The sequence below is a fragment of the Pseudomonas sp. Pseusp49 genome, from assembly GCF_059491875.1.
The window spans coordinates 4,750,443-4,769,390 of record NZ_CP168514.1; the positions used below are offsets into that span (position 1 = coordinate 4,750,443).

Annotated in this window: 17 protein-coding genes and 2 pseudogenes; 10 read left to right on the forward strand and 9 right to left on the reverse strand. The window is 62.5% G+C overall.

Annotation, left to right across the window (positions count from 1 at the left end; all coding sequences use genetic code 11):
- Positions 1 to 11: 11 nt before the first annotated feature.
- Both ACEN83_RS21200 and ACEN83_RS21205 read right to left on the reverse strand, forming a co-directional pair.
- Complete coding sequence (locus tag ACEN83_RS21200) at positions 12 to 185, reverse strand: DUF1427 family protein (protein ID WP_007971979.1); 174 nt, start codon at positions 183 to 185, stop codon at positions 12 to 14.
- 105 nt (positions 186 to 290) lie between these two features.
- Complete coding sequence (locus ACEN83_RS21205; protein WP_495578325.1) at positions 291 to 1,070, reverse strand: AraC family transcriptional regulator; 780 nt, start codon at positions 1,068 to 1,070, stop codon at positions 291 to 293.
- Between the two features lie 146 nt (positions 1,071 to 1,216).
- Here ACEN83_RS21205 and ACEN83_RS21210 point away from each other — a divergent pair, with 146 nt between their 5' ends.
- Positions 1,217 to 1,444 (forward strand): DUF6555 family protein, encoded by a 228-nt coding sequence (locus ACEN83_RS21210; RefSeq protein WP_102701839.1) that lies wholly within the window; start codon positions 1,217 to 1,219, stop codon positions 1,442 to 1,444.
- 32 nt (positions 1,445 to 1,476) lie between these two features.
- Positions 1,477 to 1,755 carry a hypothetical protein gene (locus ACEN83_RS21215; protein ID WP_495578326.1) on the forward strand — a complete coding sequence of 93 codons (279 nt, stop codon included), beginning with the start codon at positions 1,477 to 1,479 and terminating at the stop codon, positions 1,753 to 1,755.
- A gap of 32 nt (positions 1,756 to 1,787) precedes the next feature.
- Here ACEN83_RS21215 and ACEN83_RS21220 read toward each other — a convergent pair whose 3' ends face one another.
- The 3 genes from ACEN83_RS21220 to ACEN83_RS21230 all read right to left on the reverse strand — a co-directional run bounded on the left by ACEN83_RS21220 (position 1,788) and on the right by ACEN83_RS21230 (position 5,305).
- A complete protein-coding gene (locus ACEN83_RS21220) occupies positions 1,788 to 1,952 on the reverse strand; it encodes a metallothionein (RefSeq protein WP_015094211.1) in 165 nt (54 codons plus the stop codon).
- 183 nt (positions 1,953 to 2,135) lie between these two features.
- Entirely contained in the window at positions 2,136 to 3,818 is a 1,683-nt protein-coding gene (gene ctpM, locus ACEN83_RS21225) for a methyl-accepting chemotaxis protein CtpM (RefSeq protein WP_495578327.1), read from the reverse strand.
- Positions 3,819 to 3,988: 170 nt separating this feature from the next.
- Entirely contained in the window at positions 3,989 to 5,305 is a 1,317-nt protein-coding gene (locus tag ACEN83_RS21230) for a Na+/H+ antiporter family protein (RefSeq protein WP_495578328.1), read from the reverse strand.
- 543 nt (positions 5,306 to 5,848) lie between these two features.
- Here ACEN83_RS21230 and ACEN83_RS21235 point away from each other — a divergent pair.
- The 3 genes and pseudogenes from ACEN83_RS21235 to ACEN83_RS21245 form a co-directional block, all read left to right on the forward strand.
- Positions 5,849 to 6,919 (forward strand): annotated as a pseudogene (locus ACEN83_RS21235) (methyl-accepting chemotaxis protein); the annotation flags it as partial.
- Positions 6,920 to 7,183: 264 nt separating this feature from the next.
- Positions 7,184 to 7,777 (forward strand): annotated as a pseudogene (locus ACEN83_RS21240) (methyl-accepting chemotaxis protein); the annotation flags it as partial.
- A 307-nt stretch (positions 7,778 to 8,084) separates the two neighbouring features.
- Positions 8,085 to 9,761, forward strand: coding sequence for an MFS transporter (locus ACEN83_RS21245; RefSeq protein ID WP_495578329.1), 1,677 nt, complete (start codon positions 8,085 to 8,087; stop codon positions 9,759 to 9,761).
- A 123-nt stretch (positions 9,762 to 9,884) separates the two neighbouring features.
- On the opposite strand, the gene ACEN83_RS21250 is transcribed toward ACEN83_RS21245, so the two are convergent.
- From ACEN83_RS21250 to ACEN83_RS21260, 3 genes are read right to left on the reverse strand one after another with little or no spacing between them, the layout of a single operon-like run.
- Positions 9,885 to 11,198, reverse strand: coding sequence for a sensor histidine kinase (locus ACEN83_RS21250; RefSeq protein ID WP_495578330.1), 1,314 nt, complete (start codon positions 11,196 to 11,198; stop codon positions 9,885 to 9,887).
- Positions 11,195 to 11,863: a response regulator transcription factor gene (locus ACEN83_RS21255; protein ID WP_007971994.1), complete on the reverse strand. Its 669-nt coding sequence runs from the start codon at positions 11,861 to 11,863 to the stop codon at positions 11,195 to 11,197. Before ACEN83_RS21255 ends, ACEN83_RS21250 begins: the two co-directional genes overlap by 4 nt.
- A gap of 3 nt (positions 11,864 to 11,866) precedes the next feature.
- Positions 11,867 to 12,187, reverse strand: coding sequence for a PepSY domain-containing protein (locus ACEN83_RS21260; RefSeq protein WP_104447942.1), 321 nt, complete (start codon positions 12,185 to 12,187; stop codon positions 11,867 to 11,869).
- A 322-nt stretch (positions 12,188 to 12,509) separates the two neighbouring features.
- Here ACEN83_RS21260 and ACEN83_RS21265 point away from each other — a divergent pair, with 322 nt between their 5' ends.
- The 4 genes from ACEN83_RS21265 (at position 12,510) to codA (ending at position 16,488) form a co-directional block, all read left to right on the forward strand.
- Positions 12,510 to 13,589 carry a hypothetical protein gene (locus tag ACEN83_RS21265; RefSeq protein WP_007971997.1) on the forward strand — a complete coding sequence of 360 codons (1,080 nt, stop codon included), beginning with the start codon at positions 12,510 to 12,512 and terminating at the stop codon, positions 13,587 to 13,589.
- Positions 13,590 to 13,664: 75 nt separating this feature from the next.
- Complete coding sequence (queD, locus tag ACEN83_RS21270) at positions 13,665 to 14,021, forward strand: 6-carboxytetrahydropterin synthase QueD (protein ID WP_003223505.1); 357 nt, start codon at positions 13,665 to 13,667, stop codon at positions 14,019 to 14,021.
- A gap of 208 nt (positions 14,022 to 14,229) precedes the next feature.
- Positions 14,230 to 15,060 (forward strand): alpha/beta fold hydrolase, encoded by an 831-nt coding sequence (locus tag ACEN83_RS21275; RefSeq protein WP_495578331.1) that lies wholly within the window; start codon positions 14,230 to 14,232, stop codon positions 15,058 to 15,060.
- A gap of 183 nt (positions 15,061 to 15,243) precedes the next feature.
- On the forward strand, positions 15,244 to 16,488 hold the full coding sequence (gene codA / locus ACEN83_RS21280) for a cytosine deaminase (protein ID WP_495578332.1): 1,245 nt from the start codon (positions 15,244 to 15,246) through the stop codon (positions 16,486 to 16,488).
- Positions 16,489 to 16,600: 112 nt separating this feature from the next.
- Here the strand turns inward: codA and ACEN83_RS21285 are convergent, their stop codons facing one another.
- Complete coding sequence (locus tag ACEN83_RS21285; RefSeq protein ID WP_495578333.1) at positions 16,601 to 17,593, reverse strand: diaminopimelate epimerase; 993 nt, start codon at positions 17,591 to 17,593, stop codon at positions 16,601 to 16,603.
- 165 nt (positions 17,594 to 17,758) lie between these two features.
- Between ACEN83_RS21285 and ACEN83_RS21290 the strand changes: the two genes are divergently transcribed.
- Positions 17,759 to 18,910: an MFS transporter gene (locus ACEN83_RS21290; RefSeq protein ID WP_495578334.1), complete on the forward strand. Its 1,152-nt coding sequence runs from the start codon at positions 17,759 to 17,761 to the stop codon at positions 18,908 to 18,910.
- Positions 18,911 to 18,948 lie beyond the last annotated feature (38 nt).

Consider the following 18,948-nt stretch of genomic DNA (forward strand, 5'->3'; position numbering starts at 1 on the left):
TCGAAAAGGGTTCAGGAGATCCAGCCAGCCACCAGCTCACGGCCCATCGGCCAGAGCTTTTCGCCGGCGAGCATGCCGAGCAGGCCCACCAGCGCGATGGCCGGGGGTGCGGGGGAACGAAAATCCAGGGCGCCGTAGAGCAGACCGACACCCAGGCCGATAGCCAGTGACAGGAGGTAGTTCATGGCAGATTCCGCAGCAATCGAGGTAGGCGCCAAGTCTAGAGGGCGATGCCCTCGAGCATCGGCCAAGTACTTCTGAATGTCGGCCAAAGCCTGGCGTCGGCGAACTCAGTCCTGGCGTTGCGCCACAGGAAACTGCGAAGGGGCAACTCCCAGTTCACGCCGGAACATGTCACTGAAGCTGCTCGGCGAATAGCCCAGCTCCCGGGCAATCGAGTTGACCGCAACGCCCTGGATCAACCCGGCCACCGCCGTCGCCAGTTGCACCTGACGCCGCCACTCGGCGAAGCCCATGCCCAGACCGTCCTTGAACAGCCGCGCCAGGGTGCGCACGCTGGCACCGGCGTTATCGGCATGGTGTTCGAAAGGAATAGCCAGTGAAGGCGAGGCCATGACCGCCTGACACACATTCATCAATCGCCGGTCGGAATCGTCCGGCAGCGGGATTTTCAGCAGCGAGCGCCTGGCCCGCTTGAGTTCCAGCAGCGCCAGGCCCACCAGCGCGTCGTAGTACTCAGGCGCTGCGTCGTTACCCTGCTCCACCAGAGCGACGATCAGCTCGCGCAGCAAACCGCCGACTTCGATGACTTGCACAATGTCATCCAGGGTCGCGGCCAGGGACGGTCGCAGGTAGATATTGCGCATTTGCAGGTCGGACACCACGCGAATCCCGTGGGGCACGCCCGGCGGCAGCCACACCGCCCGCTGCGGCGGCACCACCAGCGCCTCATGCGGCGTCTCGACCCACATCACCCCGCTCATCGCATACAGCAACTGGCCCCAGACGTGCTCATGAGGCTCGATGTACAACCCGCGCGGATAGGTGCGAGCCAGCGGTTGCACCGGCACATCGGTGTCACTCAGGTCAGGCGGTGCGGCGAGGGCCATGGTCTATGTTCATTGGGGTTCGGGAGGATTCCATGGTAACGGGGCACCGAACTTGTCGCCAGCAACCACCGGCATCCGACAATCCGAGTGAATTTTCCTGATGGCACGCGATCCTTTTATGTACAACAGGGAGGAACCGGGGCTTTATGAACAGTGCAAAATTATTCGTCATCGAGTACACACTCCATGGCACTCCGAAATCATTCATTATCCGCCTGGATAAAATGGATAACGCAGAAGCCTGGCATTGGGCGAGCTGTGACGCGGGGGTGGGGCGAATTCCCCGGTTTGGACGCGAGAAGGTACAAAAGACCAGCAAGCCGATGGCTGAAAAGTTCGGCGTGGAAAACGTCAAGTGGCGGCCGGCGAACTGATCACTGGCAACCGTCAGGTTCGGGGAGGTGATATGAGTGCGACATCCGTCTACAGCCCTGCACTGCTGGACTACGGCCTGGACACACAGTCCGGCCGCATCACCAAAAGCGCGGAATGCCGGATCGGACTGGAAGCGGTTGAAAATGACCCGTTCTGCTTCGCCGTACGCGTCCCGGCGCCACTGCCGGAAGGTCTGGAGCAAGCCAGCACCCTGGTGCTGCGGGTCGAAGGGCGGCGCTTGCAGGGCACCGTTCGCCACAGCGAACGCCTGGAGGATGACAGCCTCAGGCTGGAAGTGGAGCCGGACTAGGCTCCACTTTTCATAGCGTGTCGCGAATGCCGTCAGCCATGGGAGCACTTGCAGCCTTTATGAGCGCACTCCTCGCCGTGCTCATGGTGCTTGGCGCAGGCTTCACAGCAGTAATGCTTGCCGTGACGGGCAATCGGATGTTCACCGAGCTTGCAGGAACATTTCGGACAATCGCAGATACTTTCACGGTCAATCATGGGTCTGACTCCTCTTGTGTGGTCGCCAGTGCTCATACGCACACCGTAAGTGTAGGAGCTGCCGCAGGCTGCGATCTTTGTGGCGAGGGAGCTTGCTCCCGCTTGAGTGCGGAGCGCTCACCGTTTTTGGGGGGCCGCTGCGCAGCCCAGCGCGAGCAAGCTCGCTCGCCACAAAAACTTTGATCAGATACGGAACTGCCCGACCAGGCTGCCCAGGCGCTGACCGAGCTCGGCCAGGCTGCGCGAAGTCTGCGCGCCGAGCTGGGTTTCGTCGGCGACGTTGTCCACCGCCACGGCAATCTGATGCACGCTGCGGTTGATCTCTTCGGCCACGGCGGTCTGTTCTTCAGCGGCGCTGGCGATCTGCGCGTTCATCGAATTGATGGTCGCGATCAACTGGGCCATGGTGTCCAGCGAAGCTCCCGCCTCGTTGGCCTGGGCCGAGGTACCGTCGCCCGCCTCGCTGGAGCGACGCATCGCCTCCACCGCCGACTGGGTGCCGGCCTGCAGGCGGTCGATCATGCCCTGGATTTCCTGGGTGCTGATTTGCGTACGGCTGGCCAGCGCCCGCACTTCATCGGCCACCACCGCAAAACCGCGCCCGGCCTCACCGGCACGGGCGGCTTCGATGGCCGCGTTGAGCGCCAGCAGGTTGGTCTGATCGGCAATCGAGCGGATCACCCCCAGCACGCTGACAATCGATGACACGTCTTTTTGCAGACTGTCGAGGGACACGCCGCTGCTGCGGATGTCGTCCACCAACGCATGGATCTTCTCGATGCTGCCGGCCACCACCCGCTTGGCCGCCTGGCCTTCTTCATCCGTCTGTTGGGCTGCCACCGCAGCGTTCTGCGCGCTCTTGGCCACTTCCTGGGCCGCCGCCGACATTTCGTTGATCGCCGTGGCCACCTGATCGGTCTCATGGCGCTGACGCTCCATGGCCTGATCCGAACGATTGGCCTGGTCGGACACCTGGTTCACCAGCCCGGTCAGTTGCGTGGTCATTTCGCTGATCTGGCGTACCAGCCCATGAATCTTGTCGACGAAACGGTTGAACGAGCCGGCCAGTTCGCCCAGTTCGTCCTGGCTGGTGATGGTCAGGCGGCGGGTCAGATCGCCCTCGCCCGCCGCGATGTCGTCAAGGTTGGCTTTCATCAAATGCAGCGGACGCAGAATGGTGTTGGCCAGCAACATCCCGGCTGCGGCGATCACCAGCAACACCACGACCGCCACGCCGACGATGCTCAGCACCATGCCTTGCATGCGCTCCTGGACCTTGTCCTGGACCACCGCCACTTGTGCTTCGATGCCGTCGAGGTTGACCGAGGTACCGACCGCCATGTCCCACTTGGGCAGGTATTCGGTGTAGCCGAGCTTGGGCACCAGCACCTGGGTGTTGCCGGGCAATGGCGAGCTGTATTGCAGGTAGTGCGTACCGTCCTTGGCGACTTTCACCAGGTCGCGGTTGACGTAGACACCGTTCGGGTCGCGATTGTCCTTGAAGCTCTGGCCTACGCCTTCGGGGCTGTTGGCCTTGAACAGGCGCACGGTGTTGGAGTCGTAGCCGAAGAAGTAGCCGTCCTTGCCATAGGTGATGCTCGACAACAGCTTGATCACCTGGGCCCGCGCCGTCTCGTCGCCGGGGGTGGCCGCGTCATACAGCGGCTTGATCGTGGTCATGGCCACGGCCACGTAGCTTTGCAAAGTCGCCTTGGCATCGCCGAGCAGGCGTTCGCGGGTCTGCTCGACCTCCTTGCGGGCCTGTTCCTGAAGAATGAACAGCGTGGTCAGGCTGATGACCAGCGCAAACAGCAGCACCGGGAGGACGGCAAGGGACAGGACTTTGGCCTTGAGGCTCATGCGCATGGCGTTCACTCTTTTGTTTTTGTTGGCGTGGTTAAAAGCTTTAACGGCATGCCAGGTCAAAAGTTGAACGCCTCGAAAAGATCGCAGCCTGCGGCAGCTCCTACATGGGAAGGGTGTTCACCTGTAGGAGCTGCCGAAGGCTGCGATCTTTTGATCTTGTGCCTGTCAGATCACAGCACCATCGCCGCCACCCAGCCAAACGCCAACAGCGGCAGGTTGTAGTGCAGGAAGGTCGGGACCACGGTGTCCCAGATGTGATGGTGCTGGCCGTCGATGTTCAGGCCGGAGGTCGGGCCGAGGGTCGAGTCCGAAGCCGGCGAACCGGCGTCGCCCAGGGCACCGGCCGTGCCGACGATGCACACGATCGCCAACGGGCTGAAGCCCAGTTGCACGCACAGCGGCACGAAGATCGCCGCCAGAATCGGCACGGTGGAGAACGACGAGCCGATGCCCATGGTCACCAGCAACCCCACCAGCAACATCAGCAAGGCGCCAATGCCTTTGCTGTGATCGATGTACGACGCCGACGACTCGACCAGCGTCTGCACTTCACCGGTGGCCTTCATCACTTCGGCAAAGCCCGAGGCGGCGATCATGATGAAACCGATCATCGCCATCATTTTCATGCCTTCGGTGAACAGGTCATCGGTGTCGCGCCATTTGACGATGCCCGATACCGAGAAAATCAGGAAGCCGACCAGTGCACCGATAATCATCGAATCGAGCAACAACTGAATGACGAACGCCGCGGCGATGGCCACGCCGGCCACCATCAGGCTCAGCGGGTTGTATTGCACCGCCACTTGCTCGACCTGCTCGATCTTTGCCAGGTCGTAGACCCGCTTCTTGCGGTAGCTGACAAACGCGATCAGCAGGCCCGCCACCATGCCCAGCGCCGGAATGCCCATGGCGTGGGTCACGTTGATGCCGCTGATGTCCACGCCGCTGCGGGCGACGTTGGCCAGCAGGATCTCATTGAGGAAGATATTGCCGAAGCCCACCGGCAGGAACATGTAGGGCGTGATCAGGCCGAAGGTCATGACACAGGCGATCAGTCGACGGTCCAGTTGCAGCTTGGTCAGCACATAAAGAAGCGGTGGCACCAGCAACGGAATGAACGCGATATGGATCGGAAGGATGTTCTGCGAGGCGATGGCCACGACCCAGAGCAGGCCGATCAGCAGCCATTTGACCTGGCCACCGCCGCTGGCATGCTGGCGATCGACCATTGCCAAGGCCTTGTCGGCCAGCGCGTGGGCCATGCCGGATTTGGCAATGGCCACAGCGAAAGCGCCGAGCAAGGCGTAGGACAACGCCACCGTCGCCCCGCCACCCAGGCCACTGTTGAAAGCCTTGAGCGTCGCCTCGATGCCCAGGCCACCGGTCAGGCCACCTACCAGCGCACCGACGATCAGGGCGATCACCACATGCACGCGGGACAGGCTGAGCACCAGCATGATGCCGACCGCGGCAATGACTGCATTCATTTCGTAACCTCGTGACAAACGGAAAGAGTCCGCCCGGCAGTCTGCGTGAGCCGCCAGCGGATAACAGGAATGGGTTTTATTAGAGGGCGCGCACTTTGCCGGACCGCTGCCGCCTTGTCAAAGCCCGCACAAACCCGCGTAGGAGCTGCCGCAGGCTGCGATCTTTTGATCTTTGGCGTCTTTGCCGACGTTGAAGATCAAAAGATCGCAGCCTGCGGCAGCTCCTACAGGGGGGAGACGAAATTCAAGGGGCGGCTTAAAGAATGCCGAACGGCGGCCGCTACAGTGCAAAGTCTCAGATATTTATCGAATAAGGACGCCTCCATGTCGCTCAGACAACTTTCCATTCAATGGAAAATCACCCTGCTGGCCGGGCTGTGCCTGGCGGGCATCGTGACCCTGCTGGTGGGTCTTTCGCTGTACCGCATGGAGCACAGCTCCGAGCTGGTGAAAGCCTCGAGCATGGAGATGCTGACCGAATCGGCCCAGGCCCGGATCGAGTCCCAGGGCGAGAACCAGGCACTGGGGATCCGCCAGCAGTTCATGGACGCCTATCAGTACGGCCACGGTTTCTCCCGGCAGGTGCTGTTTTTGCGCGAGCAGGCCGAAAAGCGCTTCCTCGATGCCTTCGACCTGCGCGAAGACCTGACCCGCCAGGTCAAGTCGGCCCTGCAGGCCAATCCGGACCTGCTTGGCCTGTCCCTGGTGTTCGAACCCAACGGGCTGGACGGCAAGGACGACCTGTTCGCCGGCCAAGCGGAACTGGGCAGCAACGACAAGGGCCGTTTCGCCCTCTACTGGTCGCAGCCGACGCCGGGCAAGCTGACGTCCATGGCGCTGCCGGAAAAGGATATGGCCGACACCAGCACCGGCCCCAGCGGCGAAGCGGCCAACGCCTGGTTCACCTGCCCGCGCACCACGCTCAAGCCGTGCGTGATCGAACCCTACTTCTATGAGATCGACGGCCAGAACGTGCTGATGACCAGCATCGTTTTCCCGCTGATGGTCAACGGCAAGGTCATCGCCTCGCTGTCGGTGGACATCAACCTCAACAGCCTGCAAGCGGTCAGCCTGGGGGCCAGCAAGAAACTCTACGACGGCCAGACCAGTGTCAGCATCATCAGCCCGGCGGGCCTGCTCGCCGGCTACAGCCCGGACGCCAGCAAACTCAGCCAGCGCCTGGATGCCGTGGACAAGGACAGCGGTACCGAACTGCTGCGCATGCTGGCCGCCAGCAGCAAAACCGCCAGCCTGCACAGCCATCAGCAATTGAAAGTGCTGGCACCCTTCCAGCCGATTCCCGGCGGCAAGTCCTGGGGCGTACTGCTCGACGTGCCGGAGAAAGTCCTGGTCGGCCCCGCCGAAACCCTGAAAAAGCAACTGGACGACAGCAACACCGCCGGCACCCTGGTCGAGCTCGGCCTGGGGGGGCTCGCCGCGCTGCTCGGCCTGATGCTGGTGTGGCTGATGGCCCGCAGCGTGACCAAGCCGATTCTCGGCGTGGCAAACATGCTCGAAGACATCGCCAGCGGCGAAGGTGACCTGACCCGCCGCCTGGCCTACGACAAGAAAGATGAACTGGGCCAGTTGGCCGGCTGGTTCAACCGCTTCCTCGACAAGCTGCAACCGATCATTGCCGAAGTGAAACGCTCGGTGCAGGACGCCCGCAGCACGGCGGACCAGTCGTCCGCCATCGCCACCCAGACCAGCGCCGGCATGGAGCAGCAGTACCGCCAGGTGGATCAGGTCGCGACCGCCTCCCACGAGATGAGCGCCACCGCCCAGGACGTCGCCCGCAGCGCCGCGCAAGCGGCACACGCCGCCCGCGATGCCGATCAGGCAACCCGTCAGGGCCTGACCGTGATCGACCGCACCACCGCCAGCATCGACAACCTCGCCGCCGACATGAGCGCGGCCATGATCCAGGTCGAAGGCCTGGCCGCCAACAGCGAGAAGATCGGCACGGTGCTGGAAGTGATCCGCGCGATTGCCGAGCAGACCAACCTGCTGGCCCTCAACGCGGCGATCGAAGCGGCCCGTGCCGGTGAGGCCGGGCGCGGCTTTGCCGTGGTCGCCGATGAGGTGCGCAACCTGGCGCGGCGTACCCAGGAGTCGGTAGAGGAAACCCGCCTGGTGATCGAACAACTGCAAAGCGGCACCCAGGACGTGGTGGGTTCGATGAACAACAGCCATCGCCAGGCCCAGGGCAGCGTCGAGCAGGTTGGCCAGGCCGTGACCGCACTGCGCCAGATCGGCGACGCGGTGACCGTGATCAACGACATGAACATGCAGATCGCCAGCGCCGCCGAAGAGCAAAGCGCGGTGGCCGAGGAGATCAACAACAACGTGGCGACCATTCGCGACGTGACCGAGTCGCTGTCGGGCCAGGCCAATGAGTCGGCACGGGTCAGCCAGTCGCTCAACAGCCTGGCGAACCAGCAGCAGAGTCTGATGGACCAGTTCCGCGTTTAAGCCTTGCAAAATCCCCATGTGGGAGCGGGCTTGCTCGCGAATGCGGTGTGTCAGGCGCAATCTTTGCTGACTGATCCACCGCATTCGCGAGCAAGCCCGCTCCCACATTTTTCTGCGCGCTGCTGAATGAAATGGTGGCAAGTGGATATCTGCCACAAGCCGATTATGCTTCATGGAACCTTGCAGCTTTTTCTGGCGTCAACTTGAATGCAAGCCACGTGATCCGATGACTTCAGCCCCAGGGCCTGGGTACGGCAAGTGTTGGTGAGAACTCCGGCCTACAACAAGAGCAAGACGGAGAATACTCATGGCAGCAATCGACAATGCAACCACGGGCAGCGCGCCCAACCACGGGATCACCAAGGAGGAGCGCAAGGTCATCTTCGCGTCGTCCCTGGGCACCGTGTTCGAATGGTACGACTTCTACCTGTACGGCTCCCTCGCGGCGATTATTGCCAAGCACTTCTTCGCCGGCGTCAACGAAACGACAGCCTTCATCTTCGCCCTGCTCGCCTTCGCCGCCGGCTTCGCCGTCCGGCCGTTCGGCGCCATTGTGTTCGGCCGCCTGGGCGACATGATCGGACGCAAGCACACCTTCCTCATCACCATCGTGATCATGGGTGTCTCGACGGCCGTGGTGGGTTTGCTGCCCGGCTACGCGAGCATAGGCGTGGCCGCACCGATCATCCTGATCAGCCTGCGCTTGCTGCAGGGCCTGGCGCTGGGTGGCGAGTACGGCGGCGCAGCCACCTACGTGGCCGAACATGCGCCCAAGGGCAAGCGCGGCTATTTCACCTCGTGGATTCAGACGACAGCCACCCTTGGCCTGTTTCTTTCACTGCTGGTGATCCTGGCCTGCCGTACCGCGCTGGGCACGGAAGCCTTCGAAGCCTGGGGCTGGCGGATTCCGTTCCTGCTTTCGATCCTGTTGTTGATTATCTCGGTGTACATCCGCCTGCAACTGAGCGAGTCACCGGTGTTCATGAAAATGAAGGCGGAAGGCAAATCGTCCAAGGCACCGCTGACCGAATCCTTCGCCCGCTGGGACAACCTCAAGATCGTGATCATGGCCCTGCTCGGTGGCACCGCCGGCCAGGCCGTGGTCTGGTACACCGGGCAGTTCTATGCGCTGTTTTTCCTGCTGCAGATGCTGAAGATCGACCCGCAGACCGCCAACTTGCTGATTGCCGGCTCGCTGCTGATCGGCACACCGTTCTTCGTCATATTCGGCAGCCTGTCCGACCGCATCGGCCGCAAGGGCATCATCATGGCCGGCTGCATCATCGCCGCACTGACATACTTCCCGATCTTCCATGCGTTGACCCAATACGGTAACCCCGACGTGTTCATTGCGCAGGAGAAAAACCCGGTCACGGTGGTCGCCAATCCCGACCAGTGCTCGTTCCAGTTCGACCCGGTAGGCAAGGCCAAATTCACCAGCTCCTGCGACCTGGCCAAGACCGTGCTGGCCAAGCGGGCCATCCCCTACAAGAACGTCAACGCCGAGCCGGGCGCTGTTGCGCAGGTGCGCATCGGCGAGAAAGTGATCGAGAGCTTCGAGGGCACCGGCATGCCGGCCGCCGACTTCAAGGCCAAAAACGATGCCTTCACCGCCACCCTCGCCACCGCCCTCAAGGACGCCGGCTACCCCGAGAAAGCCGACCCGGCCAAGACCAACTACCCGATGGTGCTATTGCTCCTGACGATCCTGGTGATCTACGTGACCATGGTCTACGGGCCGATCGCCGCCTGGCTGGTGGAACTGTTCCCGGCGCGCATCCGCTACACCTCGATGTCGCTGCCCTATCACATCGGCAATGGCTGGTTCGGCGGCTTCCTGCCGACGGTGGCGTTCGCCATGGTCGCGGCCACGGGGGATATCTATTACGGGCTGTGGTATCCGATCGTCATCGCGGTGATGACGGCTGTGCTGGGTATTTTCTTCATGCCTGAAACCAAGGATCGGGAGATTCATCACACCTGAAACTTGCCAGCCAATCAGTGAACCCCTGTGGGAGCGGGCTTGCTCGCGAAGGCGGAGTAACAGTCGATGCATCTGTCGAATGTACAACCGCCTTCGCGAGCAAGCCCGCTCCCACAATGGATCTCAGTGTTTGGGCAATTCGATGACAACCTTCAGCCCGCCCCACTCGCTTTCCAGCAGCGATAACTTGCCACCCCAGCTATCGACGATGTCGCGCACGATGCCAAGTCCCAGGCCATGCCCATGGGTCTGCTCATCCAGCCGTGTTCCCCGGCCGAACACCTGATCGCGACGCTCTTCGGGAATGCCCGGGCCGTCATCTTCCACACTGAGTTCAAACCCGTTCGCCAACTCGGCGACACTCACGCGAACCTCGGCATCCGCCCATTTGCAGGCGTTATCCAGCAGGTTGCCCAACAGCTCCAGCAGGTCTTCACGATCCCAGGGCAATTGCAGGCCGGCCGGAACGCGGTAGCTCAGCGCCAGGTGTTCGCCATGGATCATGTTCAGGGTTGCCAGCAATCCGGGGAGTTCGGCATCGCAATCAAACAGCGCGCCCGGCAGCGCATCACCGGACAACCGTGCACGATTGAGTTCCCGATTGAGCCGTTGCTCGACCTGTTGCAGTTGTTCCTTGAGGGTCTTGCGCAGTTGCGGGTGCGCCTCAAGCTGCTCGCTCGAGGCCAGGCTCAACAGAACCGCCAGCGGTGTTTTCAACGCGTGGCCGAGGTTGCCCAGGGCATTGCGTGAACGCTTGAGGCTGTCCTCGGTGTGGGCCAGCAAGTGGTTGATCTGCGCCACCAGTGGCTCCAGCTCCAGCGGTACCTGATCATCGAGTTGCGAGCGCTGGCCCTGTTGCAACTGCGCGATCTGCTCGCGGGCCTGTTCCAGCGGACGCAAGGCGCGGCGCACGGTAATCCGTTGCAGCAACAGAATCAACAGCAGCCCGGTCAAACCCAGGCCCAACCCGAGCTGTTGCACGCGCCGGAAGCTTTCGCGTATCGGCGTGTAATCCTCGGCGACGCTGATGGAGATCGGCAACCCCAAACGCCGATAGTCCGTGCGCAGCACCAGTAACTGCTGACCTTCCGGCCCCAGTTGCAGATCGTCGTGCAGACCGGGGTGATCGAGCGCCGGCAGTTCCTGATCCCATAACGAACGGGAACGCCAATGGCCATCGGTGAAATCGATGCGGAAATAATGCCCGGAAAACGGCCGCTGATAGGCCGGCGACAGACGTCGTTCATCCAGTTGCAAACCTTGCGGCCCGCGCACCAGCGCCGCCAGCAGGCTCTCGCTGTCATTGCGCAACCCGGCTTCGAGGTAGCGCTGCAAACCCATTTCGAACAGCCACAGGCTGGTTTGCGCCAGCACCAGGCCAACGACCACCATCACGCTGATCAGGCCCAGGCTCAAGCGACGCTGGATCGATCTCACCGCGCTTGCCCGCCAAACAGGTAGCCCTGGCCACGCCGGGTTTCGATCACGCTTTTGCCGAGCTTGCGGCGCAAATGGTTGACGTGGACCTCCAGCACATTGGAATCGCGCTCGGTTTCGCCGTCGTAGAGGTGTTCGGCGAGGTGGCTTTTGGAGAGGATCTGCTCGGGGTGCAGCATGAAATAACGCAACAGGCGAAACTCCGCGGCGGTCAGCTGAATGTCCGCACCGTCGCGGACAACGCACTGGCGACCTTCGTCCAGGTGCAGCCCGGCGGCCTGGAGCGTCGGCTGGTTGACCTGGCCATGGGAGCGGCGCAGCAACGCCTGGATGCGCAAGAACAGCTCTTCGGGATGAAAGGGTTTGGTCAGGTAATCGTCGGCGCCGGCCTTGAGGCCTTCGATGCGTTCGGCCCAGGAATCCCGGGCCGTGAGGATCAGCACTGGCGTGGCCAGCCCCGCCGCGCGCCATTGCGCCAGCACCTCGAGCCCCGGCACGCCCGGCAGGCCGAGATCGAGGATGATCAGGTCGTATGGCTCAGTGCCGCCCTGATGCACCGCGTCGCGACCGTCGGCCAGCCAGTCCACCGCATAACCCTGGCGGTTGAGACCGGCCAGCAGTTCGTCGGCCAGGGGCACATGGTCTTCCACCAGCAGCAAACGCATGGATCAGTCTTCCTTGTCTTTCAATAGTCGGCCGTCAGTCGCATCGATGTGCAGCTCACGGACCACGCCTTCGGGCGTCAGCAATTCAACATCATAAAGGTAGATGTCGTGCTTCTCTTCGAGTTCGGCTTCCAGCAGTTTTGCACCGGGGTAGCGATCCATCGCTTGCTGCAACAGCTGCTCCAGCGGCAGGATCACGCCCTGTTGACGCAGGCGCAGGGCTTCATCCTGATCCAGGTCGCGGGCCATCACTGCCGAGCAAAATGCCAGAAGCAGCAGCGCCATTCGCCGTGCGAAACATCGATTGAGTAGAAACACCTTCATTACGAATCCTGATGATCCTTGAGTCACTGCCCGCTGACCGGGTCTAATGCGAGTGGTGTGAGCTTCTCGAAAGCCGCAATGGTACCAGCGTTGCGTCGGGGGGCCAGCCGAGCCACCTTAACCCGCTAAACTTAATTGAAACTGAATTGCCATCATTGCTCACACCGCACCCCCTGTAGGAGCGAGCCTGCTCGCGATGGACCTTGGAACGCCGCGGGGTGTCAGGTTACCCGCGTAATCGTTGACGACCATCGCGAGCAGGCTCGCTCCTACAGGGGATGTGGTGTTTATAATTCCCCGCTTGCCAACATTCGAGACCGGTATGACGGCCATCCACATCAAGTTTCCTTCCCTGACCCTCAAGGCCGGTCCGCGCGCTTTTGCGCGCATCCGTGAAAGCGGCTTGAACGCCGCCGAGGTCGGCACCCTGCCCGGTGCGGCGGGCGGTCCGAAGGCGCTGGGGATTCAGGGGCTGGACCTGGCGCTGTTCGGCGAGTGGCTGCCGGCGGCACCGCGGGAGCGCTCGCTGATTGGTGCATCGGTGGGCTCCTGGCGCTTCGCCAGCGCCTGCCTGCCGGACGCCGCCGAGGGCATCCGGCGTCTCGGGCAGCTGTACACCGAGCAAAACTTTGCCAAGGGCGTGACCATGGCGCAAATCAGCCAGAGCTCGCGGCGCATGCTCGATGACCTGCTCGACGGTCGTGATGCCGCGATCCTCGGCAACAGCGCCTACCGCCTGAACATCATGGTGGTCAAAAGCCACGGCCTGCTCGCCGACGACCATCGCGGTCGCCTGGGGTTGGGGCTGTCCTCGGTCATCGCCGACAACCTGCGCGGCCGGGCGCGGCTGGCCCGGCACTTCGAACGCCTGATCATCCACGACCCGCGCCTGGCGCCTCCGGTCAATGCCTTGAACGACTTCCCGTCGCGCTTCGTCGCCCTCGATGCCGGCAATTTGCGCCAGGCCTTGCTGGCTTCCGGCTCGATCCCGATGGTCATGGAAGGCGTGCGCGACCTGCCGGGCGCCGGTGCCGGCACCTTCCGCGACGGCGGTCTGCTGGACTATCACCTGGACCTGCCCTACAGCGGCGATGACATCGTGCTCTACCCACATTTCACCGACCGGGTGATTCCCGGCTGGTTCGACAAGACCCTGCCGTGGCGCCGCGCCTGCCCGGCCCGCTTGCAAAACGTGCTGCTGCTGGCACCGTCCAAGGAATACCTGGCGCGCCTGCCCTACGGCAAACTGCCGGACCGTAACGACTTCAAACGCTTCATGGGCGACGCCCCGAGCCGGCAGAAATACTGGCGCACCACCATGGAAGAAAGCCGCCGCCTGGGCGACGAATTCCTCGAACTGGCCGCCAACGGTCGCCTCGGCGAACGCTTGCTGACCCTTTAGTCAGGACAAACTGGTAAACTCGCCGCCTGCCCGAATCGCTGCGGCGAACGCCACCTGAACAGAGCTGAAAACACTGTGGAAATCTTCAAGGAATTTACTTTCGAATCCGCCCACCGCCTGCCCCACGTACCGGACGGCCACAAGTGCGGGCGCCTGCACGGTCACTCGTTCAAAGTGGCGATCCACCTGAGCGGCGATCTTGATCCGCACACCGGCTGGATCCGTGACTTCTCCGAGATCAAGGCGATCTTCAAGCCACTGTACGAGCGTCTGGACCACAACTACCTGAACGACATTCCCGGCCTGGAAAACCCGACCAGCGAAGTGCTGGCCAAGTTTATCTGGAATGAGATGAAGCCATTGCTGCCGGAGCTCAGTGCGATTCGTATCCACGAAACCTGCACCAGCGGTTGCATCTATCGCGGCGAGTAATCCCGGCGCTCCCCATCGAATGTGGGAGCGGGCTTGCTCGCGAAGGCGTCGTGTCATTCGACATTGTGGTGACTGACACTACGCCTTCGCGAGCAAGCCCGCTCCCACAGGGGAACAGCGTTTTGTCAGAGAAATAAAGAACAGCCTTCATTGGCTGTTTTTTTATGCCTATGCTTTTTGCCTCTTCCCCCGCCAAGAGGACAAGCCCATGACTGATTGGCCACTGCCCCAGACCTATCGCTTCAAAGGGCACTCCGTGCGCTACGCCGTGCGCGGCGATGGCCCGTCGCTGGTGTTCGTGCATGGCACGCCCTTCTCCTCCTGTGTCTGGCACCGGATTGCCCCGCATTTCATCGCCACGCACCGGGTGCACTATTTCGATCTGCTGGGCTACGGGCAATCCGAGAAAGTCGATGGCGACGTGTCCCTGGGTGTGCAGAACGAGTTGCTGGCACAGTTGCTGGAGCATTGGGGCCTGGATCGCCCCGACGTGGTGGCCCACGACTTCGGCGGTGCCACCGCCCTGCGCACGCATCTGCTCAACGGCAAGGATTACCGCAGCCTGACGCTGATCGATCCGGTGGCGCTGACGCCCTGGGGTTCGCCGTTCGTGCAGCATGTGCGCCAGCATGAAGCGGCGTTCAGCGGACTGCCCGATTACATCCAGCGCGCCATCGTGCCAACCTATATTCGCGGGGCCATCCAGCGCGAAATCCCCGACGCCGATCTCGCCCCCTACGTTCAGCCGTGGCTGGGGGAGCTGGGGCAAGCGGCGTTCTATCGGCAGATCGCGCAGATGGACGAGCGCTATACCCGTGAGGCCGAAGGCTTGTACCCGACGATTCGCTGCCCGGTGCAGATTCTCTGGGGTGAAGACGATCAGTGGATTCCCGTCGAACGCGGGCGGGCCTTGCAGCAGATGATTCCCGGCGCGCAGTTCCATCCGATCCCCAACGCCGGTCATCTGGTTCAGGAAGATGCGCCTGAAGCCATAGTCGCCGCGCTGCTGCGTTTTCTGCCCCTGCTTCAATCCACCTGAACAAACCCAATCCCCTGTGGGAGCGGGCTTGCTCGCGAAAGCGGAGTATCAGTCGATGCATATGTCGAATGTACAACCGCCTTCGCGAGCAAGCCCGCTCCCACATTTTGAACTGGCGGGGATCGCCACCACCGAGCTAACGTAAAGGTATTGCCAATACGATTCGCTAAAAGGACTCGCCCGATGCACATCATCAACGCCCGTCTGCGCAACCAGGAAGGCCTGCATGAGTTGAACCTGGAAAACGGCCTGATCAGCAGCATCGCCCGCCAGATCGAGGCCCCGACCCTAGGCCCTGGCGACCTGGATGCCGGTGGCAATCTGGTGGTGCCGCCCTTTGTCGAGCCGCACATCCACCTCGACGCCACCCTGACCGCCGGCGAGCCGCGCTGGAACATGAGCGGCACGCTGTTCGAAGGCATCGAGTGCTGGGGCGAACGCAAGGCGACCATCACCCAGGAAGACACCAAGACCCGTGCCAAGAAAACCATCCAGGCCCTCGCCGCCCACGGCATCCAGCATGTGCGCACCCACGTCGACGTCACCGACCCGCAACTGACCGCGCTCAAGGCGATGCTCGAAGTGCGCGAGGAAAGCCAGCACCTGGTCGACCTGCAAATCGTCGCCTTCCCTCAGGAAGGCATCGAGTCGTACCGCAATGGTCGCGAGTTGATGGAAGAGGCGATCCGCATGGGGGCGGACGTGGTCGGTGGCATTCCGCATTTCGAGTACACCCGCGACCAGGGTGTCAGCTCGGTGAAGTTCCTCATGGACCTGGCCGAACGCAGCGGTTGCCTGGTCGACGTGCATTGCGATGAAACCGACGACCCGCATTCACGCTTTCTCGAAGTGCTCGCCGAAGAGGCCCGAAGCCGCGACATGGGTTCGCGGGTCACGGCCAGCCACACCACGGCCATGGGCTCCTACGACAACGCCTACTGCGCCAAGCTGTTTCGCTTGCTCGGGCATTCGGGGATCAGCTTTGTCTCCTGCCCCACCGAAAGCATCCACCTGCAAGGTCGCTTCGACAGCTTTCCGAAACGCCGGGGCGTGACCCGGGTCAACGAGTTGCTGGAAGCGGGGATGAACGTGTGCTTCGGCCAGGACTCCATCGTCGATCCGTGGTACCCGCTGGGCAATGGCAACATTTTGCGGGTGCTCGAGGCCGGGCTGCACATCTGCCACATGCTCGGTTATCGCAACCTGCAAAGCGCGCTGGACCTGGTGACGGACAACAGCGCCAGGGCCATGAACCTCGGCGAACGCTATGGCCTGGAACGCGGGCGGCCGGCGAACCTGCTGATTCTGTCGGCGGAGAGTGATTACGAGGTGATCCGCAGCCAGGGTTTGCCGCTGTACTCGGTGCGCGAGGGCAAGGTGTTGATGAAGCGGACAATGCCGGTGGTGGAGTTCAGTGAGCTGAGTTGAGTTTGGTGTTGACTGATCTGGCCTCTTCGCGAGCAAGCCCGCTCCCACAGTAGATTTGTGTCGTTCACAAAACCCTGTGGGAGCGGGCTTGCCCGCGAAGGCTATTTTGAAGTCAATCGATTAACCGAGCCGTACCAAACAGACTGACCCGCCTCAACTCCCCCCGCTCCTCTTCCAGCAAGATCGGCGCCGTGCCACCCGGCATCGTCACCTTCACTTCCCCGGCCCTGACCCAACCCACGCGCCAGGCCGCACAGGCCACCGCACTGGCGCTGGTCCCCGACGACGCCGTCGGTCCCTCGCCGCGCTCGAATACCCGCGCGGCGATGTGTCCATCTGACAAGCGCATCGCCCATTGCAGATTGATCCCCGCCGGACAGGGTTTGCCTGCACCGACCGGCATGGCGTAGGCAATTCGCATCAACCCGTCACCCAGCGCCGGTTCTCGCATCTGCTCATTACTCGGCAAGTCGTCGGCGTTTTCGACCAGCGTCACGCAATGCGGATTACCGACCCGCGCGAACTGGCTGCGCGACCATGCGCCATTGAGTGCCGACAGCGGTTTGACGTGGCTGAGTTCGCGGCCATTCAACAGCGCCGTTTCAACACCCTCGGCACTGACCGCCGACGGCCCGAAACCAGGCTGGCCCAGGTCGAGCCAGAAACCCTGCACGTCCTCGACTTCAGCGGCTTTCACCGAAGTCTGCCCCGGTGAAGGCGTGTCGGACTTGTCGTGGTGAACCCTGAGCAGACAGGATTCGTCGCCGGGTAAAAGCCCTTGGTCGCTCAACGCCTGGGAAAAAATCGTCAGCCCGTTGCCACTGCGTTCGGCCAGGGTACCGTCGGTGTTGACGATCAACAGGTCAAAGGGGGGCGAGGACTGGAACGGTCCGACCAGCAATCCGTCGCTGCGATGATCCTTGCTGCCGGCCGGTTGCGTGCCGGGTGCCCAGTTGCAGCAGGCTTCGATGGCCGCCACGGCCCATGCCTGACGAGTTTGTGCTGCGTGGCTGGCCTGATCGGGCAAGTCGATGCCCTGGTGGCGCAATTCTTCGGGCGCTACCACGATGTAAATATTGCCCCGTGCATCGTACCTCTGCGCCATGGCGCCCTCCGTGTGTCATTGGAATGGCTCAACATATCGCGAAAAACAGCGGCGCTGTGCAACGATGTCGCCCTGTTTGACCGTAAAACTTTCCGGGCACTGATCGAACCCTCCTCGGTCGATTACTGTCCGTTGAGGACGTGACGTTTTTTGCCAGGGATTGATATGACCAGCCTCAACAGCCAGACCACCTTCGTTCCCGGCCGCCTGGAACAGATGTCGACGCGCATCGCCTTTTTCATCGCCGGCTTCGGCATCGCCGCGTGGGCGCCGCTGGTGCCCTATGCCAAGGCCCGGGCCGGGCTGGATGAAGGCGCCCTGGGTCTGTTGCTGCTGTGTCTGGGGGTAGGTTCGATCCTGGCGATGCCGATGGCCGGGATTCTGGCCACGCGTTTCGGCTGTCGGCGGGTGACGACCGGCGGGACCTTGCTGATCTGTGCCGCCCTGCCGCTGCTGGCCACGGTGTCATCGATTCCGGCCTTGATCGCGGCGCTGTTCATGTTCGGCGCGGGCCTCGGCACGGTGGATTCGACGGTCAACCTGCAAGCGGTGATCGTCGAGCGCGCCAGCGGCAAAAACATGATGTCGGGTTTCCATGGCCTGTTCAGCCTGGGCGGGATCGTCGGTGCGGCAGGCGTCAGCGGCTTGCTGGGCCTGGGGATTTCACCACTGGGAGCCACGCTGGTGGTGATCGTGATGCTGCTGATCGCCTTGGCCAGGGCCGTGCCGCACCTGTTGCCCTACGGCAGTGAAAGTTCAGGGCCGGCGTTCGCGGTGCCCCATGGCATCGTCCTGTTTATCGGTGGCATGTGCTTCATTGTGTTCCTCGCCGAAGGCGCAGCGCTGGACTGGAGCGCGGTCTTCCTGGCACAGGAACGTGGCATCGACACGGCGTACGCGGGCCTCGGCTATGCGGCGTTTGCCTTGACCATGACGGCCGGGCGTTTGACCGGCGACAAAATCGTACGGCGGTTGGGCGCGACACGGGTGATTGTGTTCGGCGGGCTGACGGCTGCCGCGGGCTTGTTTCTGGCGACGTTCGCCTCGAGTTGGGAGGCGGCGCTGGTGGGTTACGCGCTGCTGGGCGCCGGTTGCTCGAACATCGTGCCGGTGCTGTACACCGCTGTAGGCAAGCAGACGGTCATGCCCGAGAGCATCGCCGTGCCGGCCATTACCACCCTGGGTTATGCGGGCATTCTCGCAGGGCCTGCGCTGATCGGCTTTGTCGCCCATGGCGCCAGCTTGAGTTTTGCCTTCGGGTTGATGGCGGTGCTGCTGGTGGCGGTGGCCATTGGCGGGAGGGTGTTGAGGGTTTGAACAGCGAAAAGATCGCAGCCTGCGGCAGCTCCTACATG

What these genes read in the sequence shown, in the direction of transcription:
- ACEN83_RS21285 (WP_495578333.1), bottom strand. Translation starts at nt 17,593, where the DNA reads ATGGCGCAGAGGTACGATGCACGGGGCAATATTTACATCGTGGTAGCG.
- ACEN83_RS21205 (WP_495578325.1), bottom strand. Translation starts at nt 1,070, where the DNA reads ATGGCCCTCGCCGCACCGCCTGACCTGAGTGACACCGATGTGCCGGTG.
- ACEN83_RS21210 (WP_102701839.1), top strand. Translation starts at nt 1,217, where the DNA reads ATGAACAGTGCAAAATTATTCGTCATCGAGTACACACTCCATGGCACT.
- ACEN83_RS21290 (WP_495578334.1), top strand. Translation starts at nt 17,759, where the DNA reads ATGACCAGCCTCAACAGCCAGACCACCTTCGTTCCCGGCCGCCTGGAA.
- ACEN83_RS21255 (WP_007971994.1), bottom strand. Translation starts at nt 11,863, where the DNA reads ATGCGTTTGCTGCTGGTGGAAGACCATGTGCCCCTGGCCGACGAACTG.
- ACEN83_RS21260 (WP_104447942.1), bottom strand. Translation starts at nt 12,187, where the DNA reads ATGAAGGTGTTTCTACTCAATCGATGTTTCGCACGGCGAATGGCGCTG.
- ACEN83_RS21200 (WP_007971979.1), bottom strand. Translation starts at nt 185, where the DNA reads ATGAACTACCTCCTGTCACTGGCTATCGGCCTGGGTGTCGGTCTGCTC.
- ACEN83_RS21245 (WP_495578329.1), top strand. Translation starts at nt 8,085, where the DNA reads ATGGCAGCAATCGACAATGCAACCACGGGCAGCGCGCCCAACCACGGG.
- ctpM (WP_495578327.1), bottom strand. Translation starts at nt 3,818, where the DNA reads ATGCGCATGAGCCTCAAGGCCAAAGTCCTGTCCCTTGCCGTCCTCCCG.
- codA (WP_495578332.1), top strand. Translation starts at nt 15,244, where the DNA reads ATGCACATCATCAACGCCCGTCTGCGCAACCAGGAAGGCCTGCATGAG.
- ACEN83_RS21275 (WP_495578331.1), top strand. Translation starts at nt 14,230, where the DNA reads ATGACTGATTGGCCACTGCCCCAGACCTATCGCTTCAAAGGGCACTCC.
- ACEN83_RS21230 (WP_495578328.1), bottom strand. Translation starts at nt 5,305, where the DNA reads ATGAATGCAGTCATTGCCGCGGTCGGCATCATGCTGGTGCTCAGCCTG.
- ACEN83_RS21215 (WP_495578326.1), top strand. Translation starts at nt 1,477, where the DNA reads ATGAGTGCGACATCCGTCTACAGCCCTGCACTGCTGGACTACGGCCTG.
- ACEN83_RS21265 (WP_007971997.1), top strand. Translation starts at nt 12,510, where the DNA reads ATGACGGCCATCCACATCAAGTTTCCTTCCCTGACCCTCAAGGCCGGT.
- ACEN83_RS21220 (WP_015094211.1), bottom strand. Translation starts at nt 1,952, where the DNA reads ATGATTGACCGTGAAAGTATCTGCGATTGTCCGAAATGTTCCTGCAAG.